30 protein-coding genes and 1 pseudogene are annotated in these 24048 nt (G+C 72.4%); 14 read left to right on the plus strand and 17 right to left on the minus strand.

The features are described from left to right. The first annotated feature begins 96 nt into the window (after positions 1-96). The 6 genes and pseudogenes from C1M51_RS09370 (at position 97) to C1M51_RS09385 (ending at position 4230) form a co-directional block, all read left to right on the plus strand. A complete protein-coding gene (locus C1M51_RS09370) occupies positions 97-525 on the plus strand; it encodes a DoxX family protein (RefSeq protein ID WP_129449290.1) in 429 nt (142 codons plus the stop codon). Between the two features lie 345 nt (positions 526-870). Continuing rightward, positions 871-987: pseudogene (locus C1M51_RS19385) on the plus strand (YqjD family protein); the annotation flags it as partial. 26 nt (positions 988-1013) lie between these two features. Next, positions 1014-1244, plus strand: coding sequence for a hypothetical protein (locus tag C1M51_RS19390; RefSeq protein ID WP_165349667.1), 231 nt, complete (start codon positions 1014-1016; stop codon positions 1242-1244). A gap of 642 nt (positions 1245-1886) precedes the next feature. Beyond that, entirely contained in the window at positions 1887-2018 is a 132-nt protein-coding gene (locus C1M51_RS19395) for a hypothetical protein (RefSeq protein ID WP_409072624.1), read from the plus strand. A gap of 534 nt (positions 2019-2552) precedes the next feature. Then, positions 2553-3398, plus strand: a complete 846-nt coding sequence (locus C1M51_RS09380) for a universal stress protein (protein WP_129449293.1) — start codon at positions 2553-2555, stop codon at positions 3396-3398. 34 nt (positions 3399-3432) lie between these two features. Further along, entirely contained in the window at positions 3433-4230 is a 798-nt protein-coding gene (locus tag C1M51_RS09385) for a formate/nitrite transporter family protein (RefSeq protein ID WP_129449295.1), read from the plus strand. On the opposite strand, the gene C1M51_RS09390 is transcribed toward C1M51_RS09385, so the two are convergent. From C1M51_RS09390 to C1M51_RS09430, 9 genes are all read right to left on the minus strand, one after another. Next, entirely contained in the window at positions 4203-5489 is a 1287-nt protein-coding gene (locus C1M51_RS09390; protein WP_129449297.1) for an RNA polymerase sigma factor, read from the minus strand. The genes C1M51_RS09385 and C1M51_RS09390 overlap by 28 nt on opposite strands. Before the next feature lie 14 nt (positions 5490-5503). Further along, positions 5504-5917: a VOC family protein gene (locus tag C1M51_RS09395; RefSeq protein ID WP_129449299.1), complete on the minus strand. Its 414-nt coding sequence runs from the start codon at positions 5915-5917 to the stop codon at positions 5504-5506. Positions 5918-5955: 38 nt separating this feature from the next. Next, positions 5956-6369, minus strand: a complete 414-nt coding sequence (locus C1M51_RS09400; protein ID WP_129449301.1) for a YciI family protein — start codon at positions 6367-6369, stop codon at positions 5956-5958. Between the two features lie 130 nt (positions 6370-6499). Further along, positions 6500-6862, minus strand: coding sequence for a YciI family protein (locus tag C1M51_RS09405; RefSeq protein WP_011827623.1), 363 nt, complete (start codon positions 6860-6862; stop codon positions 6500-6502). A 124-nt stretch (positions 6863-6986) separates the two neighbouring features. After that, the gene (locus C1M51_RS09410) at positions 6987-8288 is read right to left on the minus strand and encodes an O-acetylhomoserine aminocarboxypropyltransferase/cysteine synthase family protein (protein ID WP_129449303.1); all 1302 of its coding nucleotides are present in this window, start codon (positions 8286-8288) and stop codon (positions 6987-6989) included. Positions 8289-8399: 111 nt separating this feature from the next. Further along, positions 8400-8822, minus strand: coding sequence for a VOC family protein (locus tag C1M51_RS09415; protein WP_129449305.1), 423 nt, complete (start codon positions 8820-8822; stop codon positions 8400-8402). An 87-nt stretch (positions 8823-8909) separates the two neighbouring features. Continuing rightward, positions 8910-9158 (minus strand): DUF3297 family protein, encoded by a 249-nt coding sequence (locus C1M51_RS09420; RefSeq protein ID WP_129449306.1) that lies wholly within the window; start codon positions 9156-9158, stop codon positions 8910-8912. A gap of 57 nt (positions 9159-9215) precedes the next feature. Next, positions 9216-9545, minus strand: coding sequence for a hypothetical protein (locus C1M51_RS09425; RefSeq protein WP_129449308.1), 330 nt, complete (start codon positions 9543-9545; stop codon positions 9216-9218). A 507-nt stretch (positions 9546-10052) separates the two neighbouring features. Then, on the minus strand, positions 10053-11543 hold the full coding sequence (locus C1M51_RS09430) for a DUF3943 domain-containing protein (protein ID WP_129449310.1): 1491 nt from the start codon (positions 11541-11543) through the stop codon (positions 10053-10055). Between the two features lie 96 nt (positions 11544-11639). On the opposite strand from C1M51_RS09430, the gene C1M51_RS09435 reads away from it, so the two are divergent. Then, a complete protein-coding gene (locus C1M51_RS09435) occupies positions 11640-11885 on the plus strand; it encodes a DUF2805 domain-containing protein (RefSeq protein WP_165349668.1) in 246 nt (81 codons plus the stop codon). Between the two features lie 7 nt (positions 11886-11892). Here the strand turns inward: C1M51_RS09435 and C1M51_RS09440 are convergent, their stop codons facing one another. Further along, on the minus strand, positions 11893-12660 hold the full coding sequence (locus tag C1M51_RS09440) for a ProQ/FINO family protein (protein WP_242500020.1): 768 nt from the start codon (positions 12658-12660) through the stop codon (positions 11893-11895). Positions 12661-12798: 138 nt separating this feature from the next. On the opposite strand from C1M51_RS09440, the gene C1M51_RS09445 reads away from it, so the two are divergent. Both C1M51_RS09445 and C1M51_RS09450 read left to right on the plus strand, forming a co-directional pair. Further along, positions 12799-13419 (plus strand): TetR/AcrR family transcriptional regulator, encoded by a 621-nt coding sequence (locus C1M51_RS09445; RefSeq protein WP_129449315.1) that lies wholly within the window; start codon positions 12799-12801, stop codon positions 13417-13419. A 92-nt stretch (positions 13420-13511) separates the two neighbouring features. Then, the gene (locus C1M51_RS09450; protein ID WP_129449317.1) at positions 13512-14210 is read left to right on the plus strand and encodes an SDR family oxidoreductase; all 699 of its coding nucleotides are present in this window, start codon (positions 13512-13514) and stop codon (positions 14208-14210) included. Between the two features lie 30 nt (positions 14211-14240). Here the strand turns inward: C1M51_RS09450 and C1M51_RS09455 are convergent, their stop codons facing one another. Then, the gene (locus C1M51_RS09455; protein ID WP_129449318.1) at positions 14241-14873 is read right to left on the minus strand and encodes a hypothetical protein; all 633 of its coding nucleotides are present in this window, start codon (positions 14871-14873) and stop codon (positions 14241-14243) included. Positions 14874-15033: 160 nt separating this feature from the next. Between C1M51_RS09455 and C1M51_RS19260 the strand changes: the two genes are divergently transcribed. Genes C1M51_RS19260 through C1M51_RS09475 form a run of 4 tightly spaced genes read left to right on the plus strand, consistent with a single transcriptional unit; the run spans position 15034 to position 18654 of the window. After that, a complete protein-coding gene (locus tag C1M51_RS19260) occupies positions 15034-15636 on the plus strand; it encodes a paraquat-inducible protein A (protein ID WP_129449320.1) in 603 nt (200 codons plus the stop codon). Continuing rightward, a complete protein-coding gene (locus tag C1M51_RS19265) occupies positions 15633-16340 on the plus strand; it encodes a paraquat-inducible protein A (protein WP_129449321.1) in 708 nt (235 codons plus the stop codon). Before C1M51_RS19260 ends, C1M51_RS19265 begins: the two co-directional genes overlap by 4 nt. Further along, positions 16328-18037, plus strand: coding sequence for an intermembrane transport protein PqiB (locus C1M51_RS09470; RefSeq protein ID WP_129449323.1), 1710 nt, complete (start codon positions 16328-16330; stop codon positions 18035-18037). The genes C1M51_RS19265 and C1M51_RS09470 overlap by 13 nt, the downstream gene beginning before the upstream one ends. After that, positions 18034-18654 (plus strand): membrane integrity-associated transporter subunit PqiC, encoded by a 621-nt coding sequence (locus tag C1M51_RS09475; protein ID WP_129449324.1) that lies wholly within the window; start codon positions 18034-18036, stop codon positions 18652-18654. Before C1M51_RS09470 ends, C1M51_RS09475 begins: the two co-directional genes overlap by 4 nt. A gap of 10 nt (positions 18655-18664) precedes the next feature. On the opposite strand, the gene C1M51_RS09480 is transcribed toward C1M51_RS09475, so the two are convergent. From C1M51_RS09480 to C1M51_RS09490, 3 genes are all read right to left on the minus strand, one after another. After that, positions 18665-19549 carry a YihY/virulence factor BrkB family protein gene (locus tag C1M51_RS09480; RefSeq protein ID WP_129449326.1) on the minus strand — a complete coding sequence of 295 codons (885 nt, stop codon included), beginning with the start codon at positions 19547-19549 and terminating at the stop codon, positions 18665-18667. 9 nt (positions 19550-19558) lie between these two features. After that, on the minus strand, positions 19559-19753 hold the full coding sequence (locus C1M51_RS09485) for a hypothetical protein (RefSeq protein WP_129449328.1): 195 nt from the start codon (positions 19751-19753) through the stop codon (positions 19559-19561). 181 nt (positions 19754-19934) lie between these two features. Next, the gene (locus C1M51_RS09490; RefSeq protein WP_129449330.1) at positions 19935-20237 is read right to left on the minus strand and encodes a hypothetical protein; all 303 of its coding nucleotides are present in this window, start codon (positions 20235-20237) and stop codon (positions 19935-19937) included. A 168-nt stretch (positions 20238-20405) separates the two neighbouring features. On the opposite strand from C1M51_RS09490, the gene C1M51_RS09495 reads away from it, so the two are divergent. Further along, positions 20406-20885: an SET domain-containing protein gene (locus C1M51_RS09495; RefSeq protein WP_242500022.1), complete on the plus strand. Its 480-nt coding sequence runs from the start codon at positions 20406-20408 to the stop codon at positions 20883-20885. 9 nt (positions 20886-20894) lie between these two features. Here C1M51_RS09495 and C1M51_RS09500 read toward each other — a convergent pair whose 3' ends face one another. From C1M51_RS09500 to C1M51_RS09510, 3 genes are read right to left on the minus strand one after another with little or no spacing between them, the layout of a single operon-like run. Further along, a complete protein-coding gene (locus C1M51_RS09500; protein ID WP_207207837.1) occupies positions 20895-21887 on the minus strand; it encodes a lysylphosphatidylglycerol synthase domain-containing protein in 993 nt (330 codons plus the stop codon). A 32-nt stretch (positions 21888-21919) separates the two neighbouring features. Continuing rightward, positions 21920-23167, minus strand: coding sequence for a cardiolipin synthase ClsB (gene clsB / locus C1M51_RS09505; RefSeq protein ID WP_129449331.1), 1248 nt, complete (start codon positions 23165-23167; stop codon positions 21920-21922). Continuing rightward, entirely contained in the window at positions 23164-23934 is a 771-nt protein-coding gene (locus C1M51_RS09510) for an endonuclease/exonuclease/phosphatase family protein (protein ID WP_129449333.1), read from the minus strand. The genes clsB and C1M51_RS09510 overlap by 4 nt, the downstream gene beginning before the upstream one ends. Positions 23935-24048: the final 114 nt, after the last annotated feature.

The raw sequence follows: 24048 nt of genomic DNA on the forward strand, positions 1-24048 counted from the left end.
ACGATGCCTTCACGCGGGGGCACTCCCGGGTCGGGCATGGGCGCCTAAGCTTCCTGCATCGAGAAACCCTCTCGTCCACCTCACGGAGAACTTTCCATGCTCGACACCTTCAAGTCCCCTCTGGCCCTGGTGGGCCGCATCCTGCTGGCGCTGATGTTCGTGCTGGCCGGTGCCAGCAAGCTCGGCGACATCCCGGGCACCGCGGGCTACATCGCCAGCGGCGGCGTGCCGTTCGCCTCGGCGGTCGCGGTGGGCGTGGGCCTGTTCGAACTGATCGCCGGCCTGGCGCTGGTGGTGGGCTTCCAGGCGCGCTGGGCGGCGCTGGCGCTGGCCGGCTTCACCCTCTTGGCCAGCGTGCTGTTCCATCCCTTCTGGTCGGTGCCGGCCGACCAGGCCTTCGTGCAGCAACTGCTGTTCATGAAGAACGTGTCGGTCGCCGGCGGTCTGCTGCTGGTGGCGGCGCTGGGGACCGGCAGCATCGGCTTCGACGGACGCCGCGCGGGCGGGCCGCTGGCTCGCGCCTGAGCCGCAGCGAGGCCGGCTGCAATTGACCCTGGTCAACGGGCGGCCTCGCCGGGCGCCTAGGATGGTCTTTCATTCCATCCCGGGCGCTCGGCCCCGCGGCCCCGCGTCCGCCCTCATGGCAAGGAGCACTGCATGGACTCGACCGCCACTTCCACCCCCGAGCACGCCACCCGCGAACGGCTGGCCCACGGCCTGCAGCAGATGGTCGACGAGGCAAATCACCTGCTGAAGGACGCGCAGCGTGCCGGCAGCGAGCAGGTCGGCAGCACCCGCGAGAAGCTCGAGGCGCAACTGCGCCGCGCGCGCCGGGAGCTGGGCCGCCTGGAAGAAGAGGCGCTGTACCGCGGCCGGCGCGCCGCCCGCAAGGCAGACCACGCGGTGCACGAGCACCCCTATGTGGCGATCGGCGTGGCCGCCGGCGTGGGCCTGCTGGTCGGGCTGTTGATCGCGCGGCGCGACTAGCCTGTCGCGCGCGCGCCGGTGCCGGCTTGCGACGCGCTGGCTCGGCAGGCAACACCACCACGCGGCGCAGCTTGCCGCTCGCGCGCTGGCGCAGCGGCTCGGCCGCGCTCATCGAGATGCGGGTGCCGCTCACGCCGTGGTGCGCCAGGAAGGCGGCGAGCGCTCGCCGTGATTGCGCGAACGCCGCGCGCGAGTCGCCTACCGCGGCCTCGAAGCGCAGCTCGATCGAAGCGCCGTCGCTGCCGCACAGCGCCTGAAACTGCGTGACGTGCGCGCCCTCCTCGATCGCGGTCTCCAGCGCCAGCGGCAGGATGGTCACCGGCCGGTGCTGCGCGTCGTGCAGGCGCAGCGTGTCGTCGGCGCGGCCCTGCACCTCGATCAGCGGGAAGGCGCTGCCGCAGCTGCAGTGCTCCGCCACGCGGCGCACGCGGTCGCCGAGCTGGTAGCGCAGCAGCGGCTGCGTGAGGTTGGCCAGGTTGGTCAGCAGCGTGCTGTGCGACATCTCACCCACCGGCAACGGCTGCAGCCGGTCGTCCACCGGCTCCAGCACGAGCCAGTCGTCGTTCAGGTGCAGCTCGCCGTGGGCGCACTCCCAGGCGATGGTGAAGAACTCCGACGCGCCGTAGTTGTTGCGCACCGGGCAGCCGAAGGCGGCCTGGATCTGCTGGCGCTGCTCGGGCGAGAGCTGCTCGCCGCCCATCCACACCTCCTTCAGGGCCAGCCGCAGCTGCCCGGCCTCCTGCAGCCGGGCCAGCGCGGCGGCGCAGCTCGGGTAGGTGATCAGCACGCTGGGCTGCTGCGCCTGCAGCGCCTGCGCCACGTCGCGCAGCGGCTCCAGCACCGAGAGCACGCGGATCTCCGGTGCCAGCGCGGCCGGCACCAGACGGCGCAGCCGTTCCATGCTCACCAGGCCGGCGAAGTGCCCGCCGGTGGCACCGACGAAGGCGAAGCGCTGGCGCGCGCCCCAGCTGCCGAGCGAGGCCTGGCCGGGCCCGGCGCCGCGCAGCCGCAGCGCGTCGATCGCGTCGTAGGCCGCCAGGCTGCGCGCGTCCTGCACGAACACGCCGGGCTCGCCGCTGGTGCCGGAGCTGGTCCACAGCAGGTAGTTGCCGAGCCAGCCGTCGGCGATGCACTCGGGGTCGGCCACGAAGGCCTGCGCGGCGGCGCGGGTGATGCGCCGGTCGGTGGCCCAGTCGTCGAAGTGCGCCATCAGCTCGGCCTTGCTCACCGGCCGGAAGTCGGCGAGTTCGTGCGCGCCGGGGTGGCGCCGGCGGTAGAACGGCGAGCCGCTCAGCGTGGCGTCGATCAGCCGCGCCAGCCGCTGATCGCGCAGGCGCTGCCCCGCACCCGCCGGGTCGAGCCCGGCGCACCAGGTCTCGCTCCACGCCTGCATCCACAGCCAGGCGTCGAAGGGCGGCGAGGGATGGCGCGCGGTCATGGCGGGGCGGCGAGCATGCCATCGATTATGGGCAGCCGACGCGGGCCCTGGTTGATGGACATCAAGCCGCGCAGGGACATCGTGGCCTACGGTGTCGATCAAGACGGCTGGCATGGGGAGCATGGCGATGAGCAAGGACCTGACATCGATCCTGGTTCACCTGGACGACGACGCCGACGGTTGCGCGCGGCGGTTGCACACGGCGCAGCGCCTGGCCGCCGCGCACGGGGCCCGGCTCGACACGCTGTACGCGGTGACGCCGTCGGTGCTGCAGAACCCGTATGCCTTCACCGTCGAGACCGGCGCGGCCTCGCTGCTGATCGGCGCGGAGGTCGCGCAGCGCGAACGCGCACGCAACGTGTTCGAACAGGCCCGGACCCGCGCCGGCGGCCTGCCCGAGGTGAGCTGGCACGAGGCGCGCGGCGAACCGGTCGGCGCCTTCGTCCGCCGCGGCTGGGCGTCCGACCTGCTGGTGCTGGGTCAGCACGACCCCGACGCCGCGGGCGGGAGCGGCGCGCCGCCCGACTTCGCCACCTCGGTGCTGGTCGACAGCGGCAAGCCGGCGCTCGTGCTGCCGTACGTGGACACCGGCGCGGTGCTCGGCGACACCGTGCTCGTGGCGTGGAAGCCCACGCGCGAGTCGGCGCGCGCCGTCACCGCGGCGCTGCCGCTGCTGCGGCGGGCGCGGCAGGTGCACCTGATCGCCTGGGACGAGGCGGAGGACAGCGATACGCGCACGCCGCTGGAGATCGAAGCCTTCCTGCAGCACCACGACATCACGGCCACGCTGCACCGCGGCGTGCGGCCGAGCGGCGGGCTGGGCGAACTGCTGCTGTCGCAGGCGGCCGATCTGCAGGCCGACCTGCTGGTGATGGGCTGCTACGGCCATGGCCGCGCGCGGGAGTGGGTGCTGGGCGGCGTGACGCGCACCGTGTTGCGCTCGATGACGCTGCCGGTGCTGATGGTGCACTGAGCATGCGCATCCGCGTGCCCTGCCGGCACCGCGCATGAGCGACCTGTTCGGGCTCGACGCCTACGCGCCGAAGGAGATCGCCGCGCGCGTCAGCGAGATCGGCGTCGCCAAGGCGCGGCTGCCGCGGCTGACGCTCGCGCTGCTGGGCGTGCTGGCCGGGGCCTATATCGGCCTGGGCGCCATGCTGTCCACGCTGGTGGCGAGCGATGCCACGCTGGGCTTCGCGGTGTCGCGTTTGCTGGGTGGGCTGGTGTTCTCGCTCGGCCTGATGCTGGTGGTCGTGGCCGGTGCCGAACTGTTCACCGGCAACAACCTGCTCGTGATGGCCTGGGCCGGCGGGCGCATCGGCAGCGCCGAGCTGCTGCGCCACTGGGCGCTGGTGGGCGCGGCCAATGCGGTGGGTGCGGCCGGTCTGGCGTTGCTGGTGTGGCTGTCGGGGCACGGTGCGCTGCAGCAGGGCGAGGTGGGCCGCAGCGTGGTCCGCATCGCGACCGCGAAGGCCCAGCTGCCGCTGGCCGAGGCCTTCTTCCGCGGGGTGTTGTGCAACGTGCTGGTCTGCATGGCGGTGTGGATGGCGCTGGCCGGGCGCAGCGTGACCGACAAGCTGCTGGCCATCGCGTTCCCGGTCACCGCCTTCGTCGCCGCCGGCTTCGAGCACTCGATCGCCAACCTCTACTTCTTCCCGCTGGCGCTGCTGCTCGGTGCGCCGCTGGCTGCCGGCGACATCGCGGGCAACCTGCTGGCGGTGATCGCCGGCAATCTGGTCGGCGGTGGCGTGCTGGTCGCGCTGGTCTACTGGGTGATCTACCTGCGGCCGGCGTCGCGCGACTGAGCCGCCCGCTCCAGCAGCAGCTCGCGCTCGCGCCCATTGCGCGTCAACGCCGCGGCGCGCTCGAACTCCGCGCGCGCCTCGTCATGGCGGCCCAGCTTGGCGAGCAGGTCGCCGCGCACGCTCGGCAACCAGGGGTAGCCGGCGAGCGCCGGGCTCGATGCGACCGTATCGACGATCTCCAGCCCCGCTGCCGGTCCGAAGGCCATGCCGACCGCGACCGCGCGGTTGAGCTCGACCACCGGCGACGGCGCCACCTGGGCCAGCGCGTCGTAGAGCGCCACGATCAGCGGCCAGTCGGTGTCGGCCGCCTTCGCCGCGCGCGCATGGCAGGCCGCGAGCGCCGCCTGCAGCGCATACGGCCCGCGCGGGCCGCCCAGCGCCGTGGCGCGCTCCAGCGCGGCCAGGCCGCGCCGGATCAGCAGCGGGTCCCAGCGCGCGCGGTCCTGGTCGAGCAGCAGCACCGGCCGCCCTCGCGCATCGGTGCGGGCCGCGGTGCGCGAGGCCTGGATCTCCATCAGCGCCACCAGGCCGTGCACCTCGGGCTCGTCGGGCGCCAGCCCGGCCAGCACGCGGCCCAGGCGCAGCGCCTCGTCGCACAGCGCCGGGCGCATCCAGTCGTCGCCGGCGGTGGCCGAGTAGCCCTCGTTGAAGATCAGGTACACCACCTCCAGCACCGAGGCCAGGCGCGGCGCGCGCTCCTGGGCCTGCGGCACCTCGAACGGCACGAGGGCCGCGCTCAGCGTGCGCTTGGCGCGCACGATGCGCTGCGCGATCGTCGCCTCCGGGGCCAGGAAGGCACGCGCGATCTCGTCGGTGCTCAGCCCGCCCAGCAGGCGCAGCGTGAGCGCCACGCGCGCCTCGGTGCCGAGCACCGGATGGCAGGCGGTGAAGATCAGGCGCAGCAGGTCGTCGCCGATGTCGTCCTGGCGCGCCGCGTCGAGCGCGTCCACGAAGTCCGGCACCACGCCGGCCTGCAGCGCGTCGAGGTCGGCGCCGAGTTCCTGCTGCTTGCGTGCGTGCAGCGCGTCCTGCCGCAGCCGGTCGAGCGCTCGGTGCTTGGCGGTGGTCATCAGCCAGGCCCCGGGGTTGTCGGGCAGGCCGTCGACGGGCCAGTGCTCGAGCGCGGCGACCAGCGCGTCCTGCGCCAGCTCCTCGGCCACGCCGACGTCGCGCACCATGCGCGCGACCACGGCGACGATCTTGGCCGATTCGATGCGCCAGACGGCATCGATCGCGCGCTGCGTGTCGGTCGTCGCCACCGGCCGCCTGCGGTTCAGGCCGCGCCGGCGGCCGAGGGATCTCCGCTCATGTGCACCAGCTCCCAGAGGTGGCCGTCGAGGTCCTCGTAGCCGTGGCCGTACATGAAGCCGTGGTCCTGCGGTGCGCGCGGCACCGCGGCGCCCGCCGCCACCGCCTTCGCGACCAGCGCGTCCACCTCGGCGCGGCTCTCGCACGACAGGCAGACCAGCACCTCGGTGGTCTGCTTCGCGTCGGCGATCGGCTTGTCGGTGAAGCCCTTGAAGAAGGGCTCGGTGAGCAGCATCGCGTAGAGGTTCGGCGCCAGCACCAGGCAGGCGGCCAGGTCGTTGGTGAAGTTCGCATCGAAGCCGTAGCCCAGGGCCTTGAAGAAGGCCATCGAGCGCGGCAGGTCCTTGACGGGCAGGTTGACGAAGATCTGTGAGTGCATGGCGAGTCCTTCGGGAGATCGGTGGGTGAAGCGGCGTCTCAGCCCTGCGGCGCCTGCAGCTCGCGGAAGCGCTCCAGCGCTGCGCCGGGCGGGAGCTCGTCGAGCTCGTAGAGCTGCCGCACCTCCACCTCGCCATCGGTCAGCGCGCCCATCGGCGCCGGGAAGCGGCGCGACCACTCCATCGCCTCCTCGCGCGAACGGGTCTGGATCAGCGTGTAGCCGGCGATCAGCTCCTTGCTCTCGGCGAACGGCCCGTCGGTCACCGTGCGCCGGCCGCCGGCGTAGCGGATGCGCCATCCGGCGCGGCTGGGCTGCAGGCCGGCGGCGTCGAGCAGCACGCCGGCCTGCGCCAGCGCCTCGTGGTAGGCCACCATCGCGGCCATCAGGCTGTCGTCGGGCATCACGCCCGCCTCGGTGTCGGACGTGGCCTTCACCATGATCATGAATCGCATCGCAGTTCTCCCGGTCGTGACGGTGAGCGCCTTTCGCGGGCTCTCGGGGGTACGACGAACGACGACCGGCCGGATCGACAGCGGCCGCGACAGGATTTGCTGAAACGGGTGAAAGGGTGCGAGTGAGGATTCAGATGGCCGACTCGAAGCACGGCCCGACCTGCCGCACCTCGACCGTGCACCACTCGGCGGCCGGGCAGGCGGCGGCGATCGCCAGCGCCTCGTCGCGCGTGGCCACGTTCAGCAGGAAGTAGCCGCCGACCATTTCCTTGGCCTCGGCGAACGGGCCGTCGATGAGCTGGGGGCGGCCGTCGCGCACCTGCAGCCGCACGGCCTCGCGGGTGGAGGCCAGCGAGTTGCTGCCTTCCAGCACCCCGCGCGCCTGCAGGCCGGCGCCGAACTGCAGCATGCGTTCATAGGCCTCCTTGCCGGCCTCGACGCCGCGCTCACGGCGCTGGCCGGTCGGTTCGACGATCAGCAGCATGTAGGACATCTCGGCTCCCGGTCACCGGCTCGCGCCCGAGGGGGCGCGACGGCGTGACCTGGGCCCGATTCTGCGTCGGCCGGGAAAGCCCGACCGTCAGCGTCCCGGTACGCGCCGGCGCGACCGCGGGCCGCTACACGCCGGCCAGCGCCTGCTCCAGGTCGGCCAGCAGGTCGTCGATGTGCTCGATGCCCAGCGACAGCCGCACCGTGTCCTCGCCGACGCCGGCCTTCACCAGCTCCTCGGGCGAGAGCTGGCGGTGGGTCGTCGAGGCCGGGTGCGTGGCCAGCGATTTCGCGTCGCCGATGTTCACCAGCCGCGTGAACAGCCCCAGCGCGTCGAGGAAGCGCGCGCCGGCCTCGCGGCCGCCGCCGGCCGGGCTCTTGATGCCGAAGGTCAGCAGGCCCGAGGCCTTGCCCGACAGGTACTTCTGCACCAGCGCGTGGTCGGGGTGGTCCTCGAGCCCGGCGTAGTTGACCCAACCCACCTTGGGGTGGCGCTGCAGGTACTGCGCCACCGCCATCGCGTTGCTGCAGATGCGGTCCATGCGCAGCGCCAGCGTCTCGATGCCCTGCAGGATCAGGAAGGCGTTGAACGGCGAGATCGCTGCGCCGGTGTTGCGCAGCGGCACCACGCGCGCACGGCCGATGTAGGCCGCCGGGCCCAGCGCGTCGGTGTAGACCACGCCGTGGTAGCTGACGTCGGGCTCGTTCAGGCGCTTGAAGCGCGCCTTGTGCTGCGCCCACGGGAACTTGCCCGAGTCGACGATGGCGCCGCCCACGCTGTTGCCGTGGCCGCCCAGGTACTTGGTGAGCGAGTGCACCACGATGTCGGCGCCGTGCTCGAAGGGCCGGCTCAGGTAGGGCGAGGGCACGGTGTTGTCCACGATCAGCGGCACGCCGTGGCGGTGCGCCACCTCGGCGATCTTCGCGATGTCGGTGATGTTGCCCTGCGGGTTGCCGAGCGACTCCACGAACACCGCCTTGGTCTTGTCGTCGATCAGCGGCTCGAACGTGGCCGCGTCGCGGTAGTCGGCGAAGCGCGTGGTGATGCCGTACTGCGGCAGCGTGTGCGCGAGCAGGTTGTAGGTGCCGCCGTACAGCGCGCTGGAGGCCACGATGTTGTCGCCGGCCTCGGCGATGGTGAGGATGGCGTACGTGACCGCGGCCTGGCCCGAGGCCAGCGCCAGCGCGGCGATGCCGCCCTCGAGCGCCGCGACGCGCTGCTCCAGCACGTCCTGCGTCGGGTTCATGATCCGGGTGTAGATGTTGCCCGGCACCTTCAGGTCGAACAGGTCGGCGCCGTGCTGCGCGCTGTCGAAGGCGTAGGCGACGGTCTGGTAGATCGGCACCGCGACCGCCTTGGTGGTCGGGTCGGGCTTGTAGCCGCCGTGCACGGCCAGGGTTTCGAACTTCAACGGCGGGCGGTCGCTCATCGGGCGGCTCCAGGGGGTGGCGGGAGCCGGCAGCCTAGGCGCTCGGAGGCGGATTGGGAACTATGGTTATCGCATAGCGACACCGCCCCGGAGACCGCGCCGTGCCGGGGCTCAGAACGGCAGCAGCTCGCCGTTGACGATCCAAGGCGTGCCGAACTTGTCGATCAGCATGCCCCAGCGGCGCGCCCAGAACGCGGGCTGCATCGGCATCGTGACCTGGCCGCCGTCGGCCAGCGCCGCGAACACGGCCTCGGCCTCATCGACGCTCGGGTAGTCCACGGCGATCGACACGCCCTTGATGCCCTCGAAAGGCTGGTCGGCCGGGCAGTCGCCGGCATAGAGCATGCCGCCGCCAGGCAGCACCAGGCGGGCATGCAGGATGCGGTGCAGAAACTGCGGGGGCATCTGCTCCGCCATCGGCGAGTCCGCGCCGCGCATCAGCACTTCGAGCTTGCCGTTCAGCGCGCGCTCGTAGAAGCGCATGGCGTCGGCGCAGTTGCCGTTGAATCCGAGGTAGGCGATGGCTAGTGTCATGACGGGGCTCCTGGGAAGGAAGATCGGTGGGCGGGCTTGCACGACCACGACGAACGGGCGGCCCCGGAATCGACAGCCCCGTGGGTTTCAGCGGTAGAAGGCTTCCACCCGGCCCTTGAGCTTGATCATCAGCGGCTTGCCCTTGCGGTCCAGCGTGCGGCCGGCCGGCACCTTGACCCAGCCTTCGCTGATGCAGTACTCCTCGACGTCGAAGCGCTCCTTGTCGTTGAGGCGGATGCCGATCTCGTGCTCGAACACGGCCGCCACGTGGTGCGGGCTGGACGGGTCGACGGACAGCCGGTCGGGCAGGGCGGGCGTGGCGGGGGCTTCGGACATGACGGCCTCGGAGGGTGGCAACAGAGAGTCCCCGATTGTCGAGGACCCGGGCCGGCCCTAACCGACGCTGAGGCTGCAGTCGCAACCGCGACCGGCGGAGATGGAGCGCCGGGCCCAGCGCCCGAGCGCCGGGGCGAGCCAGCGCACGGCCTTCGGCAGGAAGCGGGCCGGCTGCTCGACCAGCCCGCAGCGGTAGAGCCCGCCGCCGACATCGCCGTCACCGGCCTCACGCCACAGCAGTGCGGCGCAGGCGCCCCGCGTGCGGCGGCTCACCAGCGCCCCGGCCGGACAGGGCTCGGCGGCGCAGCACACGCCGCAGCCGTTGCAGGGCTGGCCGGCGGCCGGCTTCGGGGGCGCATCGATGTGGAGCTGGATGACCGCGTGCATGCGCCGATGGTCGCCGCGATCGCGCCGCCTTGATGGCCGGAACAGCGCGGTGGGTCGGGGTCATTCACGGCCGGGCGGTTGGCGATGCTGCCCCCGAAGTACTTTGCGCATGCGGCTCGATTGCGGCGCGGCGGCCATTGGTTGAAGGCCGCAGATGTCTGCTTTCGTGCCTTGTGCGCGCGTTGCGGCAGGCGCTGCCCGCTGGGGGCTCATGCTGGGGCGGTCGGCCTGGCAGGCCGACTGCACTGCGATGCTCGCGCCAGGGTCGTGCCGCAGAACTCACTGCGCGCCCTGCGGTCGCTCCGTTCAGACAACTGCGGCAAGTCAGTTGACGAAGCGCGCTGTCGCGCGCCGACCCTGGCGCTGTGCTTCTCGTCGCCCCAGACATCGTCCCCAGCGGGCAGCGCCTGCCGCAACGACCACCGGTGTTGGCGTGCGTGAGAAACACTCGCGGTGGTTCAGCAAAGGCGGGCTCTGGAAGACCGCCCGAGCCGAGAGATCCCGCCCTCAGTGCGCGGCCGGCTCCCGCCACTCCACCGCCCCGAAGCCATCGGCGCCGAGCAGCGTGTAGTAGATCCCCACCGTGCCCAGCGTCTGGGTGCGGTCGCCGACGCCCGGGTAGTTGGCGTCGCGGTGCGACCAGACGTACTTCACGCCCACGGCGTGCCGCTTGTGGAGGCGCCAGTTGAAGGCGGTGTCGATACGGGTGATGTCGTCGCGCCCGGCGGCGCGGTTGGCGATGCTGCCGAGGAAGTACTTCTGCGCCTGCAGGTCGACCGAGGCGCGGTCGCCGGCGATCAGCCGCAGCGCGAGGCTCAGGCGCGGCGCCACGCCGTAGTGGTAGTCGCGGTCTTCGGTGGTACGGCGCAGCGTGCTGGCGGCCGAGTAGCCCAGGCCGGCGAGCACCGTGCCCTGCAGCGCCAGCCGCTCGGAGGCCCACCACTGCCCGGTCGTGCCGAGCGACAGCGCGGTGGTCGAGAGGTTGAAGATCTGCGGCGCCAGGTAGTCGTAGCTGCCGTACAGGCCCCACAGGCCACGGACGGTGTCGCCGATCGCGTAGTCGGTGCCGAACAGCAGGCCGCGGGTGGCCAGCGTCTCCACGCCGTTGGCGCTGGAGGCGGCGGCGTGGAAGCTGAAGTAGTCGAACGGGCGGCGGTAGGTGTAGCCGTCCTTGCCCGGCAGGCCGTAGTCAAGCGCGAAGTCGATCACCGCCTCGTCGCGCTCCAGGTCGCGCGAGGTGCCCAGGTTGTCCTGCGCCGCGCGGGCCACGCCGAGGCGCAGCCGGCTGTAGTAGACCGGGTCGTTGTCGACGAAGGCGCCGTCGAAGCGCGAGCCGAAGGTCAGGCGCGTGAAGCCCAGCGAGGGCGAGATGCCGGCGGCGATCGCCTCGCGCCAGGGGCGCGACAGGCCGCCCGGGCCGTTGAGCACCAGGTGAGCCATGCGGAACAGCGGCTCGCCGAGGAAGCTGCCGGCGATGCCGCTGGCGATCTGGTCGTTGTAGGACGGCGGCGTCTGCTCGCCGAAGATCTCCCAGCCCACGCTGCCGGCGAAGGTGTAGCCGGCCGCTTCCCAGTAGTTCAGGCCGCTCGCGCGGGCGGCCCCGTGGTACAGCGAGCCCTGGTAGGGGTGGGCGAACTGGTTGATGTCGAACGGGTCGTTGTCGACCACCCAGGGCCCGCGCAGGTTGCGGCGGATCGACGCGCGGCTGACGTCGTAGTCGGACGTGCCGCTGAAGCGCCGGTTGTAGCGGTTCAGCAGGAAGTCGAAGCCGATGATCTGCAGCGCCGGGATGACGTAGCTCTTGTCGGGTGTGGCCGCGGTGCTGGCGGCAGGTTCCGGCGCCGGCGGTTCGGTCGTGCGATCGCGCAGTTCGGCGCCGGCCCCACCCGGCGTGTTCGGTGCGCCGAAGGACGGCGCGGCGAGAAGGAGGCCGAGCGCGGCGATGACGCACGGCCAGGTTCGGGGCGGCAGTGCGGGAACGAGAGAGTCCAGGGGCATGGGCGCATGCTCTCCGGCGCCTGCCGCACGGTCTGTCGGACGACGCGCCCGGCGCGTGTCGGACGGCGCTCGCTGCGGCGGCCGACAATCGCGGCCATGGCGAAACCCATTCCCCGTCTGACCGCCGCGGAAATCCAGCGCGTGATCACCACCGCATGGGACGACCGGCCGCCGTTCAGCGCGGTGCTGCGCGAGCACGGCCTGTCGCACGGCGAACTGGTCCAGCTGCTCAAGCGCGAGCTCACGCCCAATGCCTACAAGGTCTGGGTCGCGCGGACCAAGGCGGCGCCGGCCCGCTCGGCCGCGCCAGCACGCCGCGCGCCGCGGAAGGCCGCGCGCTGAGCCGGGATCAGCGGCCCGGCCGGCGCGATCCCGGCGGACCGCGGCGCGCGCCGGGGGGGCGTGCGCCGCGCGGATCGCGATCGCCGCGTGCGGCGGCGTTCGCCTGCGGTCGCTGCTGGGGCGGCCGTTGCGGCTGCGGCTGCGCGGCGCGCCGGTCCCGCTCTGCGCGCGCCTGCGCGAGCCCGGCGTCGAGGTCCGTTTCCGTCAGCCCCTTGAGCGCGCAGAAGTTGGCCCGCGTCAGCGTGCTGGTTTCGTAGGCCCGCAACAGCGCCGCGCGCTCGCGCTGCGCCGCCTCGGCCGCGCTGTGGGCCTGCCGGGCCTCGTCGTGTGCCGCGCGCTGCGCCTGGCGCTCCGCTGCGCGGCGGGCGTCGTGCAGCGCGCGGCGGCGTTCCAGCTCGCCGGTGGCGGCAGCGCGGTGCAGATCGGCCACGTCGCCGGCCGGCTGGCCGTCGAGGTCGACGCGATGCGCAGCGCCCACCAGCGCCTTCAGGTAGGCGGTGCTGGTCGTGTGCCGGTGCAGGAAGGCCGACAGCGACTTCTTGGTGAACACGCCCGGCGCCCGCTGCTGGATGTCGGCCTGGATGCCCAGCTTCAGCGGCAGGAACACGCCGGCGCCGAAGGCGGCCGGAAACAGCGGGGCGAGCTGTGCGGCCGTCGCGGCCGGTGAGGTGCCCGGGGTACTCGGGGTGCTTGCGGCCGGAACGGCCGCTGCTTCGTCCGTCGGGGCGGCGGCAGGGGCATCGCCCTCGGTGGGCGGCAGGGGGTGATCGGACACGGTGAGGCAACGGGGCAGGGTCGGTGGCGGATTGTCGCTGCAGCGGCGAGCGCTGCGCAGTGGACGGCAGCGCTCGGTGAGCCGGACCATGGCCCTGCTGCAAGGTGGGTGAAGCGGAATACATATGATGACCGTCATATGAAGGCACAACCCAAGCCGGCACCCCGCCGCCGCAGCCCGCCGTCCACCGAGCCGTCGCGCAAGGACCTCACCCGCGAGCGCATCGTCGGCACGGCGGCGCGCGCCATCCGCCGCAGCGGTTACGACGGCACCGGCGTGGCTGATCTGATGAAGGAAGCCGGCCTCACGCACGGCGGCTTCTACGCCCACTTCGCATCGCGCACCGCGCTGCTGGCCGAGGCGGCCGACCGGGCCGGGGCCGACAGCGCCGCGCATCTGCGGGGCGTGGTGGAAGGCCTGCCGCCGGCGCAGGCACTGGACGCGCTGATCGACCACTACCTGTCCGATGCGCACCTGAAGTCGGCCGAGCTGGGCTGCCCGCTGGCGGCGCTGGCCTGCGAGACGCCGCGCCAGGCGCCCGAAGTGCGTGCCGCGGCGACGCGCCGCCTGAAGGAGACGATCGACCTGGTGGCGCAGTTGCTGCCGGGGCGCAGCGCGCGCGAGGCCCGTGCCGAGGCGATGGCCGTGGTCGGCAGCCTGGTGGGCGCGATGTCGCTGGCGCGCGCCGTCGACGACCCGCGCCTGTCGCGCGCGCTGCGGGAGGCCTGCCGACAGTCCCTGAAACACCGCCGGGGTTGACCGCCGATCCGCAGGCGGCGCAACCCGGCCTTCGTCCGACGCATGACGGTCGTCATGCGAATTCACCCGCTCATCTCCTGGAAGGACCCCTCATGAAGATCAAGGATTCCGTCGCGCTGGTCACCGGCGCCAACCGCGGCCTCGGCCGCGCCTTCGCCGCCGCACTGCTGGCCGGTGGCGCCCGCAAGGTCTACGCCGCCGCGCGGGACCCGGCCAGCGTCACGCTCGCCGGCGTCACGCCGGTCCAGCTGGACGTGACGAACGCGCAGCAGGCGGCGGCGCTGGCCCGCGAGCTCGGCGATGTCTCGCTGCTGATCAACAACGCCGGCATCCTGCGCGGCACCGGCCTGCTGGAAGCCGGCTCGGTGGAGGCGGCGCGCGCCGAGATGGAAACGCACTTCTTCGGCCCGCTGCAGCTGAGCCAGGCCTTCGCGCCGGTGCTCGCGCGCAACGGCGGCGGCGCCATCCTCAACATCCTGTCGGTGCTGAGCTGGATCAGCATGCCGGGCGCCAGCACCTACTGCGCGTCGAAGGCGGCCGAGTGGTCGCTGACCAACGGCCTGCGCAACGAGCTGCGCGCGCAGGGCACGCAGGTCGTCGGCCTGCACGTGGGCTACATGGACACCGACATGGTGCGTGGCGTCGACGCCGCGAAGAGCGCGCCCGAGGACGTGGTGCGCCAGGCCTTCGCGGTGCTCGAGTCCGGCGGCTACGAGGTGCTGGCCGACGAGATCAGCCGCCAGGTGCGCCAGGGCCTGTCGGCCGAGCCGGCGGTCTACGCGGGGAGCTGACGGAGAGGGCGGACGCCGGCCCGGAAGGCCCTAGAAGAACCCGGCCTTGCCGGCCGCCGCCACCGCGGACTTCACCAGCTCGGCCACCTGCGCATTGGCGTCGTCGTCGCTCGGTGCACGGGTCTTGGCGGTCCACATCAGGCGCGCGCTGGCCACGTCGGTGAGCTGGCTGTTGGCGCCGTAGGCGGTGTGGGTCTTGCCGCCACCGATCGGCAGCGAGATGCCGACCCCGCCGCCCACCGAACGGCCGAAGCCGCCCAGCCCGACGCCGATCGACGGACCGGGCTGCACCAGCGTGGCGTCGGGGCCGACCGCGGTCAGCCACACCGCCTTCGCGCCGGCGGCGCGCGCGGCGGCCAAGTAGGGTTCGGCGGCGGAACTGCGCGCCGTGCCGGCCGCGACCGGCGCCTGCGTCACCGGCGACGCGCCGTAGGCCACCAACTCGGCCGAGGCGCGGTCCAGGCAGTTGCGCTGCAGCGCCTCGTCGGGGGCCTCGCACACCACGAGCAGCTTGCTGCCGCGCAGCGACTGGCCGGCGAACTGCGGCTCGGTCCACTGCGAATCGACCGGGTTGGTGGCACAGCCGACGACCAGCAGCGCCGCCGCGAGGGCCATCGGGGCAGGGCGCAGCGCGCGCAGCGCCGCAGAGACATGAAACCACATGGTCGGGAATCCTTTCCTGGGCCGGAGAGGCCGAGTCGGCGCGACGCTCTCCAGTGTGTCGAGCCAGCTTACTCCTCGGTGCGATCCGCACCGCCGTGTGGGCCCATGCGGCGGCAGGGCATGCGCCCGCGCGCCGCGGTCGTTTGTTAGGCTGGCGGCCATGAAGGCCTGTCACGATTGCGATGCGCTGCAGCAGGAGGTGGCGCTGGAGCCCGGCGGCGCGGCCCGCTGCTGGCGCTGCGACGCGGTGCTCTACCGCGGTCGCCACCACGCGATGGACCGCACGCTGGCGCTCACGCTGGCGGCTGCGGCGCTGTTCGTGCTGGCGCTGTCGTTCCCGCTGGTCGAGCTCGACATGCAGGGCCAGCACCACAGCACCACGCTATGGGGCGCGGTCGTCACGCTGTGGCGGCAGGATGCCGGGCTGGTGGCGACGTTGGTCGCGGTGACCACGGTGCTGGTCCCGACGCTGGAACTCGGGGCCATGCTGTGGCTGCTGCTGCCGCTGGCCCTGCGCGAGCGGCCGGTGGGCGGCGTGTGGGTGCTGCGCGCGCTGCTGCTGGTGCGCCCCTGGGGCATGGTCGAGGTGTTCGTGCTCGGCGTGCTGGTGGCGCTGGTGAAGCTGGCGCACATCGCCAGCGTGATCCCTGGCATCTCGCTGTGGTCCTTCGGCGGCCTGATCTGCGTGTTCGCCGCCGCCGCGGCCAACTTCGACGCCCAGCAGGCCTGGGACCAGATGGACGCCGCGGAGACGCCGGCATGACGGCCCCTCGCCTGGCGTACCCGTCGGGCGAGGGGCCGTCAGCCCTCACCGCCGCCGGCGCCGGCCTGCGGGTCTGCCACACCTGCGGCCAGATCAGCCGCCCGGCGCCGCCGCCGCTGCAATCCCGTTGCCCGCGCTGCGACAGCGAGCTGCATGTGCGCCAGCCGGCCAGCCTGGCGCGCACCTGGGCTTTCCTGATCGCCGCCTTCATCCTCTACGTGCCGGCCAACACGCTGCCGGTGATGCGCTCGAGCTCGCTGTTCGGCGCGCAGCAGGACACCATCTGGTCCGGCATCGTGTTCCTGTGGATCGACGGCTCGTGGTTCCTCGCGGTGCTGGTGTTCGTGGCCAGCATCGTGGTGCCGCTGGCCAAGCTGCTGGTGCTGAGCTTCCTGGCCGTCTCGGTGCAGCGGGGCAGCGCGGCCCGGCCGCTGTTGCGCACCCGGCTGTACCGCGGCATCGAGTTCGTCGGCCGCTGGTCGATGCTCGACATCTACGTGGTCACGCTGCTCGTCGGGCTGGTGCAGCTGCAGTCGGTGGCGGCCATTTCCGCCGGGCCCGGCGCGGTGGCCTTCGGCGCGGTCGTGGTGCTGACGATGCTGGCCTCGCTGAGCTTCGATCCGCGGCTGATCTGGGATGCGGCCGACCGGCCGGCGCCGGCCGGTCGGCCCGCGCCGCATCTCGACCGAGAATGGGGCGCATGAGCGACACGTCCCCGCCGCCCTCCTCTGCGTCGGCGCCCCTGCCGGGGGCCGCCGAGCTGCCCGCCGCGGTGGCTGTGCCGCGCCGCCGCAGCCACGGCTATGCGGTGTGGCTGATCCCCATCCTTGCGGCATTGATCGGCCTGACGCTGGGCGTGCGCGCCTGGCTCGCGACCGGACCCACGGTCACCATCACCTTCAAGACCGCCGAGGACCTGGAGCCGGGCAAGACCAAGATCAAGTACAAGAACGTCGATATCGGCGACGTGAAGTCGATCGCACTGGCTCCGGACGGCAAGGGCGTGGTGGTCACCGCCGAGATGACCCAGGGCGCGCAGAAGCTGCTGCTCGACGACACGCGCTTCTGGGTGGTGCGGGCCCGCGTGGCGGGCAGCGGCGTCACCGGCCTCTCCACACTGCTGTCGGGCGCCTACATCGGCATCGACATCGGCACCTCCTCCGAGTCGCGCCGCGAGTTCGTCGGCCTCGACGTGCCCCCCAGCGTCACCGCTGACGAGCCGGGGCGCGAGTTCATCCTGCGCAGTGCGGACCTCGGCTCGGTCGACATCGGTTCACCGGTCTATTTCCGCCGTGTGCAGGTCGGCAAGGTCACCGCGACGCGGCTCGACGCCGATGGCCGCGGGGTCACGCTGCGGGTGTTCATTTCGGCGCCGCATGAGCAGCATGTGACCGAGAACACGCGCTTCTGGCATGCCAGCGGCCTGGACGTCGCGCTCGACGCGGGCGGCATCAAGCTGCAGACGCAGTCGCTGATCTCCATCGTGCTGGGCGGCATTGCCTTCGGCGCGCCGGAGTCCGGCGCGCCGGGCGCAGCGGCCGAGGCCGAGCACAGCTTCGCGCTGTTCGAGAACCAGGCGCTGGCCATGAAGCGCACCAGCTCCGAGGTGACGCCGATGGTGGCCCATTTCACCGAATCGCTGCGCGGCCTGGCGCCGGGCGCGCAGATCGACTTCCGCGGCGTGGTGGTCGGCGAGGTCACGTCGATCGACGTCAGCTACGACCGCGACCGCAGGGAGTTCAGCTTCCCGGTCGGCATGGTGCTGTACAGCGACCGGCTCGGCTCCAAGGTGAGCGCCGCGATCGAACGGGCGCAGGTCGACCCGACAGAGCTGATGCGCCGCTCCATCGAGCGCGGCCTGCGCGCGCAGCTGCGCACCGCCAACCTGCTGACCGGCCAGCGCTACGTGGCGCTCGACTTCTTCCCCGGCGCGCGGCCGGTCAAGCCGGCCGCCGCGCCGGCCGCCGGCAGTGAAGCGCCGGTGCTCGAGATCCCCACCGTCTCCGGCAGCCTCGAGGACCTGCAGGCCACGCTGACCAGCATCGCCAAGCGCATCGAGAACGTGCCGTTCGACGAGATTGCCGCCGACCTGCGCACCGCGCTGCAGTCGCTCGACCGCACGCTGAAGAACACCGACGGGCTGATCGGCCGGCTCGACAGCCAGCTCGGCGAGCTGGTGCCCGAGCTGAAGGCGGCGATCGCCGACACGCGGCGCACCATGAAGTCGGCCGACAACCTGCTCGCCAGCGACACGCCGACCCAGCAGGAGCTGCGGGAGGCGCTGCGCGAGGTGTCGCGTGCAGCGCAGTCGATGCGCGAACTGACCGACTACGTGCAACGCCGCCCGGAATCCCTGCTGCGCGGCAAACCCGGCGAGCCCGAGGAAGGCGGCAAGCGATGACGATGAAGCAGCCTCGGCCGCGCGCGCTGGCGCTCGTTGCCGCCCTCGCGCTGACGCAGTTCGCCGCGGGGTGCGCCAGCCCACCGCCCGAGCGCTTCTACCGTCTGGCGGTCGCCGCGCCATCGGCCGCGGCGCCGGGCACGGCGACGGCTGGCGACGGCCCGGTCGTCACCGTGGGCGCCGTGACCCTGCCCGCGCTGGTGGACCGGCCGCAGATCGTCACGCTGGCCGCCGGCAGCCGCGTCGAGGTCTCGGAGGCGCACCGCTGGGCCGAGCCGCTGCGCTTCGCGCTCGGGCGCGTGGTCGCCGAGCAGCTCGCGGTCGCGCTCGGCACGCCGCTGGTCTATGCCTACCCGCAGGTGGCGGTGGCCGACCCGGCCTTCCGCGTCACGCTGAACGTGCAGCGCCTCGACGCGACGCGCGGCATCGCCGTCGACGGCGAGCTGCTGTGGATCGTGCGGCGCGTGGCCGATGGCCAGTTGCGCTCCGGACGCAGCCACGGCCGCGGTGTGCCCGCCGACGCGAGCTACGACGCGCTGGCCGCCGCGCACGTGGAGGCGCTGGCGGCGGTGTCGGGCGACATCGCCCGGGCGATCGGCGAGCTGGCGACGCGCTGAGCCGTTGCGGTCACAGCCCGCCGACGCCGTCGAACTTCGGCGTGGCGTCGTGCGACATCGCGCGCAGCAGCACGGCGCACAGCAGCACCACGCAGGCCACGACGTAGAGCCACACCAGCAGGATCGCCACCGAGCCGGCGGCGCCGAAGGTCGACACCACCGCGCTGTGGCCGAGGTAGACGCTGACCAGGCCCTTGGCCGCCTCGAAGGCGAGCGCGCCGAACACCGCCACGCCGCCGAGCTGCCGGCGCGGCAGCCGCACCGGCAGCATCACCCGCAGCAGCAGTGCGACCATCGTCACCGTGACGGCGAAGGACACGAGCGACGGCAGCACCAGCAACCAGCCCGCCTGCAGCAGCCCGCCGGCCAGCATCGGCGTGACCGCGCCGCCCAGCGAGACGAGCAGTGAGTTCACCACCAGCGACGCGAGCAGCACGAAGCCGATGCCGATCACCACCGCCACGCCGCGCAGCCGGGCCGACACCAGCGCCGCCAGCAGCCGGCCGAGCGGCAGATCGGGCACGCCGTCACGGCGCCACAGCTGCTCGAAGGCGGCGCGCAACTCGGCGAACACCGCACTGGCGCCGAACAGCGTGGCGCCCACGGCCGCCAGCGTGGCCCAACCGCCGCGGGTCGAGCGGTAGGCGTTGGCGATCATCTCCTGCAGCAGCCGGCCGCCCTCGGCGCCGACCACGCGCGACAGCTGGGTCACCAGGTCCCCCTGCACCGCCTCGCGCCCCCATACCGCGCCGGCCACCGCGGTCGCGATCACGAGGATGGGCGCGAGCGAGAACAGCGTGTAGAACGCCAGCGCGGCGGCGGTGCGGCCGATGCGCTGCTCGGCCCACAGCGTCCAGGCGCGAACCGCCACGCGGTCCCAGCGCGGCAGCTTCACCGCGGCGACTCAATGCGTGGTGGCGCGGGGCGACGACCGGGCCGGAGGATCGGCCGGCTTCACGGCGCCGCCTTCCTCTTCCCAGGTGCGGACCGCCGCACGATCGAGCCGCGCTTCACGCGGCGCCTTGCGACGCGACAGGTGGCGAACCAGTTGCATGGCCAGGCCGGAGGTCACGGTGAACATGAGGATCTTGCGCAGCATGAGCGGCTCCCTGCGCACGGGCCGGGGCGCGAATGCGCCGGCCGCGCGTGCGCGCGTCATGAGGCAAGGATAGGAGGGGGGGTGGTGTCGCGTCCGTCGGGCGGCGGCGCGAGCGCGTGTCGGCGTCGTCCGACACGGGGTGGGGCACGGCGGCATGCGCCGCGCCACGCGCCGGGGTCGATCAGTCGCCGAAGAACAGGCGGAACACCTCGGGCTCGTGCACTTCACGGGTGTGCAGGCCCTGGAAGGCTTCGCGGAACGGCTCCGACGGCGGCAGCAGGTCGAGGTCGGCCGCCATGGTCTCGACCCAGGCCGGCGAGGCCGCCTCGATGCGTTCGCCCAGCGGGCGCTGGCCGAGCACGACGAGGCGCTGGGTCAGCGAATCGGCGAACGAGGGCAGTTCCTCCCATTCGATCGCATCGCGGCTGCGCAGGGCGTGCAGCGAAGAAGAATGGCGGGCGGCGTTGGTGTGTGCGTAGCTCATGGTGTGTGCTGACGTCGATGGGACTGGTACGGAGCTTATCGGCCGCGCACCCCGGACATGAAGGGGAAAAGCGGGCCTTCGCCGGGCCAGTTCTCCATCCTGCCGCCTGCGAACGTGACATCCGACGCGTGCTTTGGAAGCGCGCTGACTTGACGCGACAATCGATCCATGCCACGCATCAGCGCGAACCTCTCTGCCGTCGAAACCCGGGCCGCCGTGCCGCGCGTCAAGGGCGTGCCGGCCGATCCGCAGAAGTTCGCCGTCAGCGTGCGGCCCAGCCGCATCGACGGCCAGGGCGCGTTCGCCGCCGAGGCCATTCCGGCGCGCCGCAAGATCGGCGAGATCCGCGGCGAATCGATCAGCGTGCGCGAGGCTCGCCGCCGCGCCAGGGGGCAGGCCCGCATCATGATCGTCGAAGTGTCCGAGCGGCGGGCGATCGATGCCTCGCAGTCGGCCGATCCGCTGCGCTTCACCAACCACTCCTGCGCCCCGAACGCGTCGCTGCGCATCCGCCAGGGGCGCGTGGAGTTCTACGCGATGCGCGACATTGCCGTGGGCGAGGAACTCAGCGTCGACTACGGCGAGAGCCACCACGAAGGCCGCTTGCGCTGCCGCTGCGGCGCGCCGAACTGCACGGGTCGCCTTTGAGCCTTTGAATCAGCGCCGGGCTGCGAGCCGGCGCGCGCGCAGCTCCATCGCCAGGTAGGCCAGCGTCGCCACGGCCAGCGGGCCCAGGTAATAGAGCGCCCGGTAGGCCAGCAGTGCGCCGAGCAGCTGGTTCTTGGGCAGCTCGTGCGACAGCAGCGCCACGAACACCGCCTCCAGCACGCCCAGGCCGGCCGGCACGTGCGTCACGACGCCGGCGATCGCGGCCACCAGCAGCACGCCCAGCACGGTGGGGAAGTCGATGCGCTGCTGCAGCAGCACGAACACCAGCGTGGCCATCAGCAGCCAGTTGGCACTGGACATCGCCAGCTGCAGCAGCGCGAAGCGGCCGGAGGGCAGATCGAGCCGGTGGCCGCGCAGCGCCCAGCTGCGCCGCGGCGAGAAGGCGCACAGCGCCACGTAGGCGATGGCTGCCGCCAGCAACACCCCGCCCAGCACCTGCAGCGCGCGGCCGTCGAGCTTCCAGTCGGGCGGCGGCGTCAGCGGCCACAGCAGGAACACCGTGCCGGCGAGCAGCAGGTAGCCGAGCCAGTTGGTCAGCATGCTGATCGACAGCACGCGCGTGATCACCTCGTTGTCCAGCCCCAGCCGCGCATACAGCCGGTAGCGGAAGGCCACGCCGCCGACCAGCGAACCCAGGTTCAGGTTGAAGGCGTAGCTGACGAAGTTGACGCCCATCACCGTGCGCGGCCCGAGCGGGTGGCCGGTGCTGTGGCGACCGAGCAGGTCGAAGCAGCTGTAGAGCGCGTAGCTGGCCGCGGCCAGCGCGGCGGCCATCCACAGGCTGGCGGCGGGCAGTTTCTTCACCGACCCCATCACCTCGCCCCACGCCACCGTGCGGGCCTGGGTGACCAGCAGGTAGGTGACGAGCGCAAAGAAAGCCAGCGTCAGCCCGCGCTTCGCCCACGGCCACCAGGGGCGCGACGTGAGGCTGTGCCGCCTGCTCGCCGCGCGGTCCGGCCCGGCCGTGTCGCGCCGCGCCATCGTTGCGGAAGCCGGCCCGGCCGCCATCGCCGTCAGCTCCGTGCCGGCTCGGTGAGCCGCTCGGCGCCGGCGGCCGGCGCGTGCGACACCGAGCTGAGCCGGGGCGCATGCGCTGGCAGCCAGCCGGCCCACGCCGGGTAGCGGCGCAGGAAGTGGAAGACGAAGAAGCTGCGCACCAGCCGCCACAGGTTGGACTCCTGCAGGTCGGTGGCCTCGATGCGCTTGCAGCAGTGGGCCATCAGGTGATCGAGTCGCTCGCTCAGCTGGCGGTTGAAGTCGCGGTCGCGGATCATCACGTTGGCCTCGAGGTTGAGCGACAGGCTCAACGGATCGAGGTTGCTGGAGCCCACGGTGGACCACTCGTCGTCGGCCACCGCCACCTTGCCGTGGAGCGGGCGCTCGCAGTACTCGTAGATGTGCACGCCGGCGCGCAGCAGGTGGTGGTACAGCATCTCGGCAGCGCTCTTGACGATGGCCATGTCGGGCTCGCCCTGCAGGATCAGCGAGACCTGGACACCACGCCGTGCCGCCCGGCGCAGCTCTCTCAGCAACCGGTAGCCAGGGAAGAAGTAGGCATTGGCGATCACCAGCCGGTGGCGCGCGGCGCGGATCACGGCGCGGTAGTGGCGCTCGATGTCCTGCGGGTGCTCGCGGTTGTCGCGCGTGACGAACATCGCCTGGGCGGCGCCGGCGGTGGACTGCGACGGCAGCGCCGCCGGCGCCGCGCGGCGTCGGAACCAGCGGCGCTCCGGAGGTCGGCCCGGGCGCCCTTCGACGATGGCCTGCTGCGCGAAGCGCTGGATGTGCGCGACCAGTGGCCCTTCCAGCTCCACCGCGTAGTCCTGCTTGGCCTCGGGCCCGAAGTCGGCCAGGTGATCGGCCGAATAGTTGATTCCGCCGACGAAGGCGCGCTCGCCGTCTACCACCACGATCTTGCGGTGCATGCGGCGGAACAGGTTGGTGCGCCAGCCGAACAGCCGCGTGCCGGGGTCGAACACGTGCACGCGCACGCCGGCCTCGGTGAGCGCGCCGATGAAGGCCGGAGAGAGGTCGGGCGAGCCGAAGCCGTCGATCGTGATGTCGACCTTCGCGCCATTGCGCGCCGCCGACAGCAGCGCGGCATGCAGCGCGAGCCCGACCTTGTCCTCGAACAAGATGAAGGTCTCCAGCAGCACCTCGTGGCGTGCCGCGGCGATGGCCTCGAACACGCGCGGGAAATAGGTCTCGCCGTTCTCCAGCAGCGTGAAGCGGTTGCCGTCGACCCAGCGCGGCGCGCTCACAGCGAGATCTCCGCGGCCAGTGGCGCATGGTCCGACAGGTGCGACCACGGCCGGCGTGGCAGCACCACGGGCGCATGCACCGCGGCGTTGCGCACGTAGATGCGGTCGAGCTGCAGCATCGGGAAGCGGGCCGGAAAGGTGCGGGCGGAGGTGCCTCCCGAGTGCAGGAACACCTCGCGCAGGCCGGCGCGGTGCTCCAGCACGCGGTGCGCGCTGCGCCGCCAGTCGTTGAAGTCGCCGGCCACCACCAGCGGCGCGTCGGCCGGCACCTCGCGCTCGACCAGCTCGCACAGCAGCGCGAGCTGGCGGCTGCGGTGCGACTCCTGCAGGCCCAGGTGCACGCACACCGCGTGCACGTTGGCACTGCGGCCGGGCAACTGCAGCACGCAGTGCAGCAGGCCGCGCCGCTCGGGACCGCTGATCGACACGTCGAGGTTCTCGTGCCGCAGGATCGGGAACTTGGACAGCACCGCGTTGCCGTGGTGGCCGTGCGGATAGACCGCGTTGCGGCCGTAGGCGAACTGCGGCCAGATCGAGTCGGCCAGGAATTCGTAGTGCGGCACCGCCGGCCAGTTGGCGAGGCGGGCGGTGTGGCGCTCGTGCGTGCCCTGCACTTCCTGCAGGAACACCACGTCGGCCCCCACGGTGCGCACAGCGTCGCGCAGCTCATGCAGCATGAACTTGCGGTTGAACGAGGTGAAGCCCTTGTGGGTGTTCACGGTCAGCACCTTGAAGGCGAAGGGAGACGCGGCGTCAGCGGAACTCATGGCAGGGAAGATGAGACGGCCCCAAGTTGTACCGAGCGCCGTGCGCCGGCGCTGTAGGAGGAAGGCGCGTGCCGCCGACGGACGGCGGCGCTGGCGCCGGTTCGGGGACACTCG

This window comes from Methylibium sp. Pch-M, assembly GCF_004136295.1.
GTDB lineage: Bacteria > Pseudomonadota > Gammaproteobacteria > Burkholderiales > Burkholderiaceae_C > Methylibium > Methylibium petroleiphilum.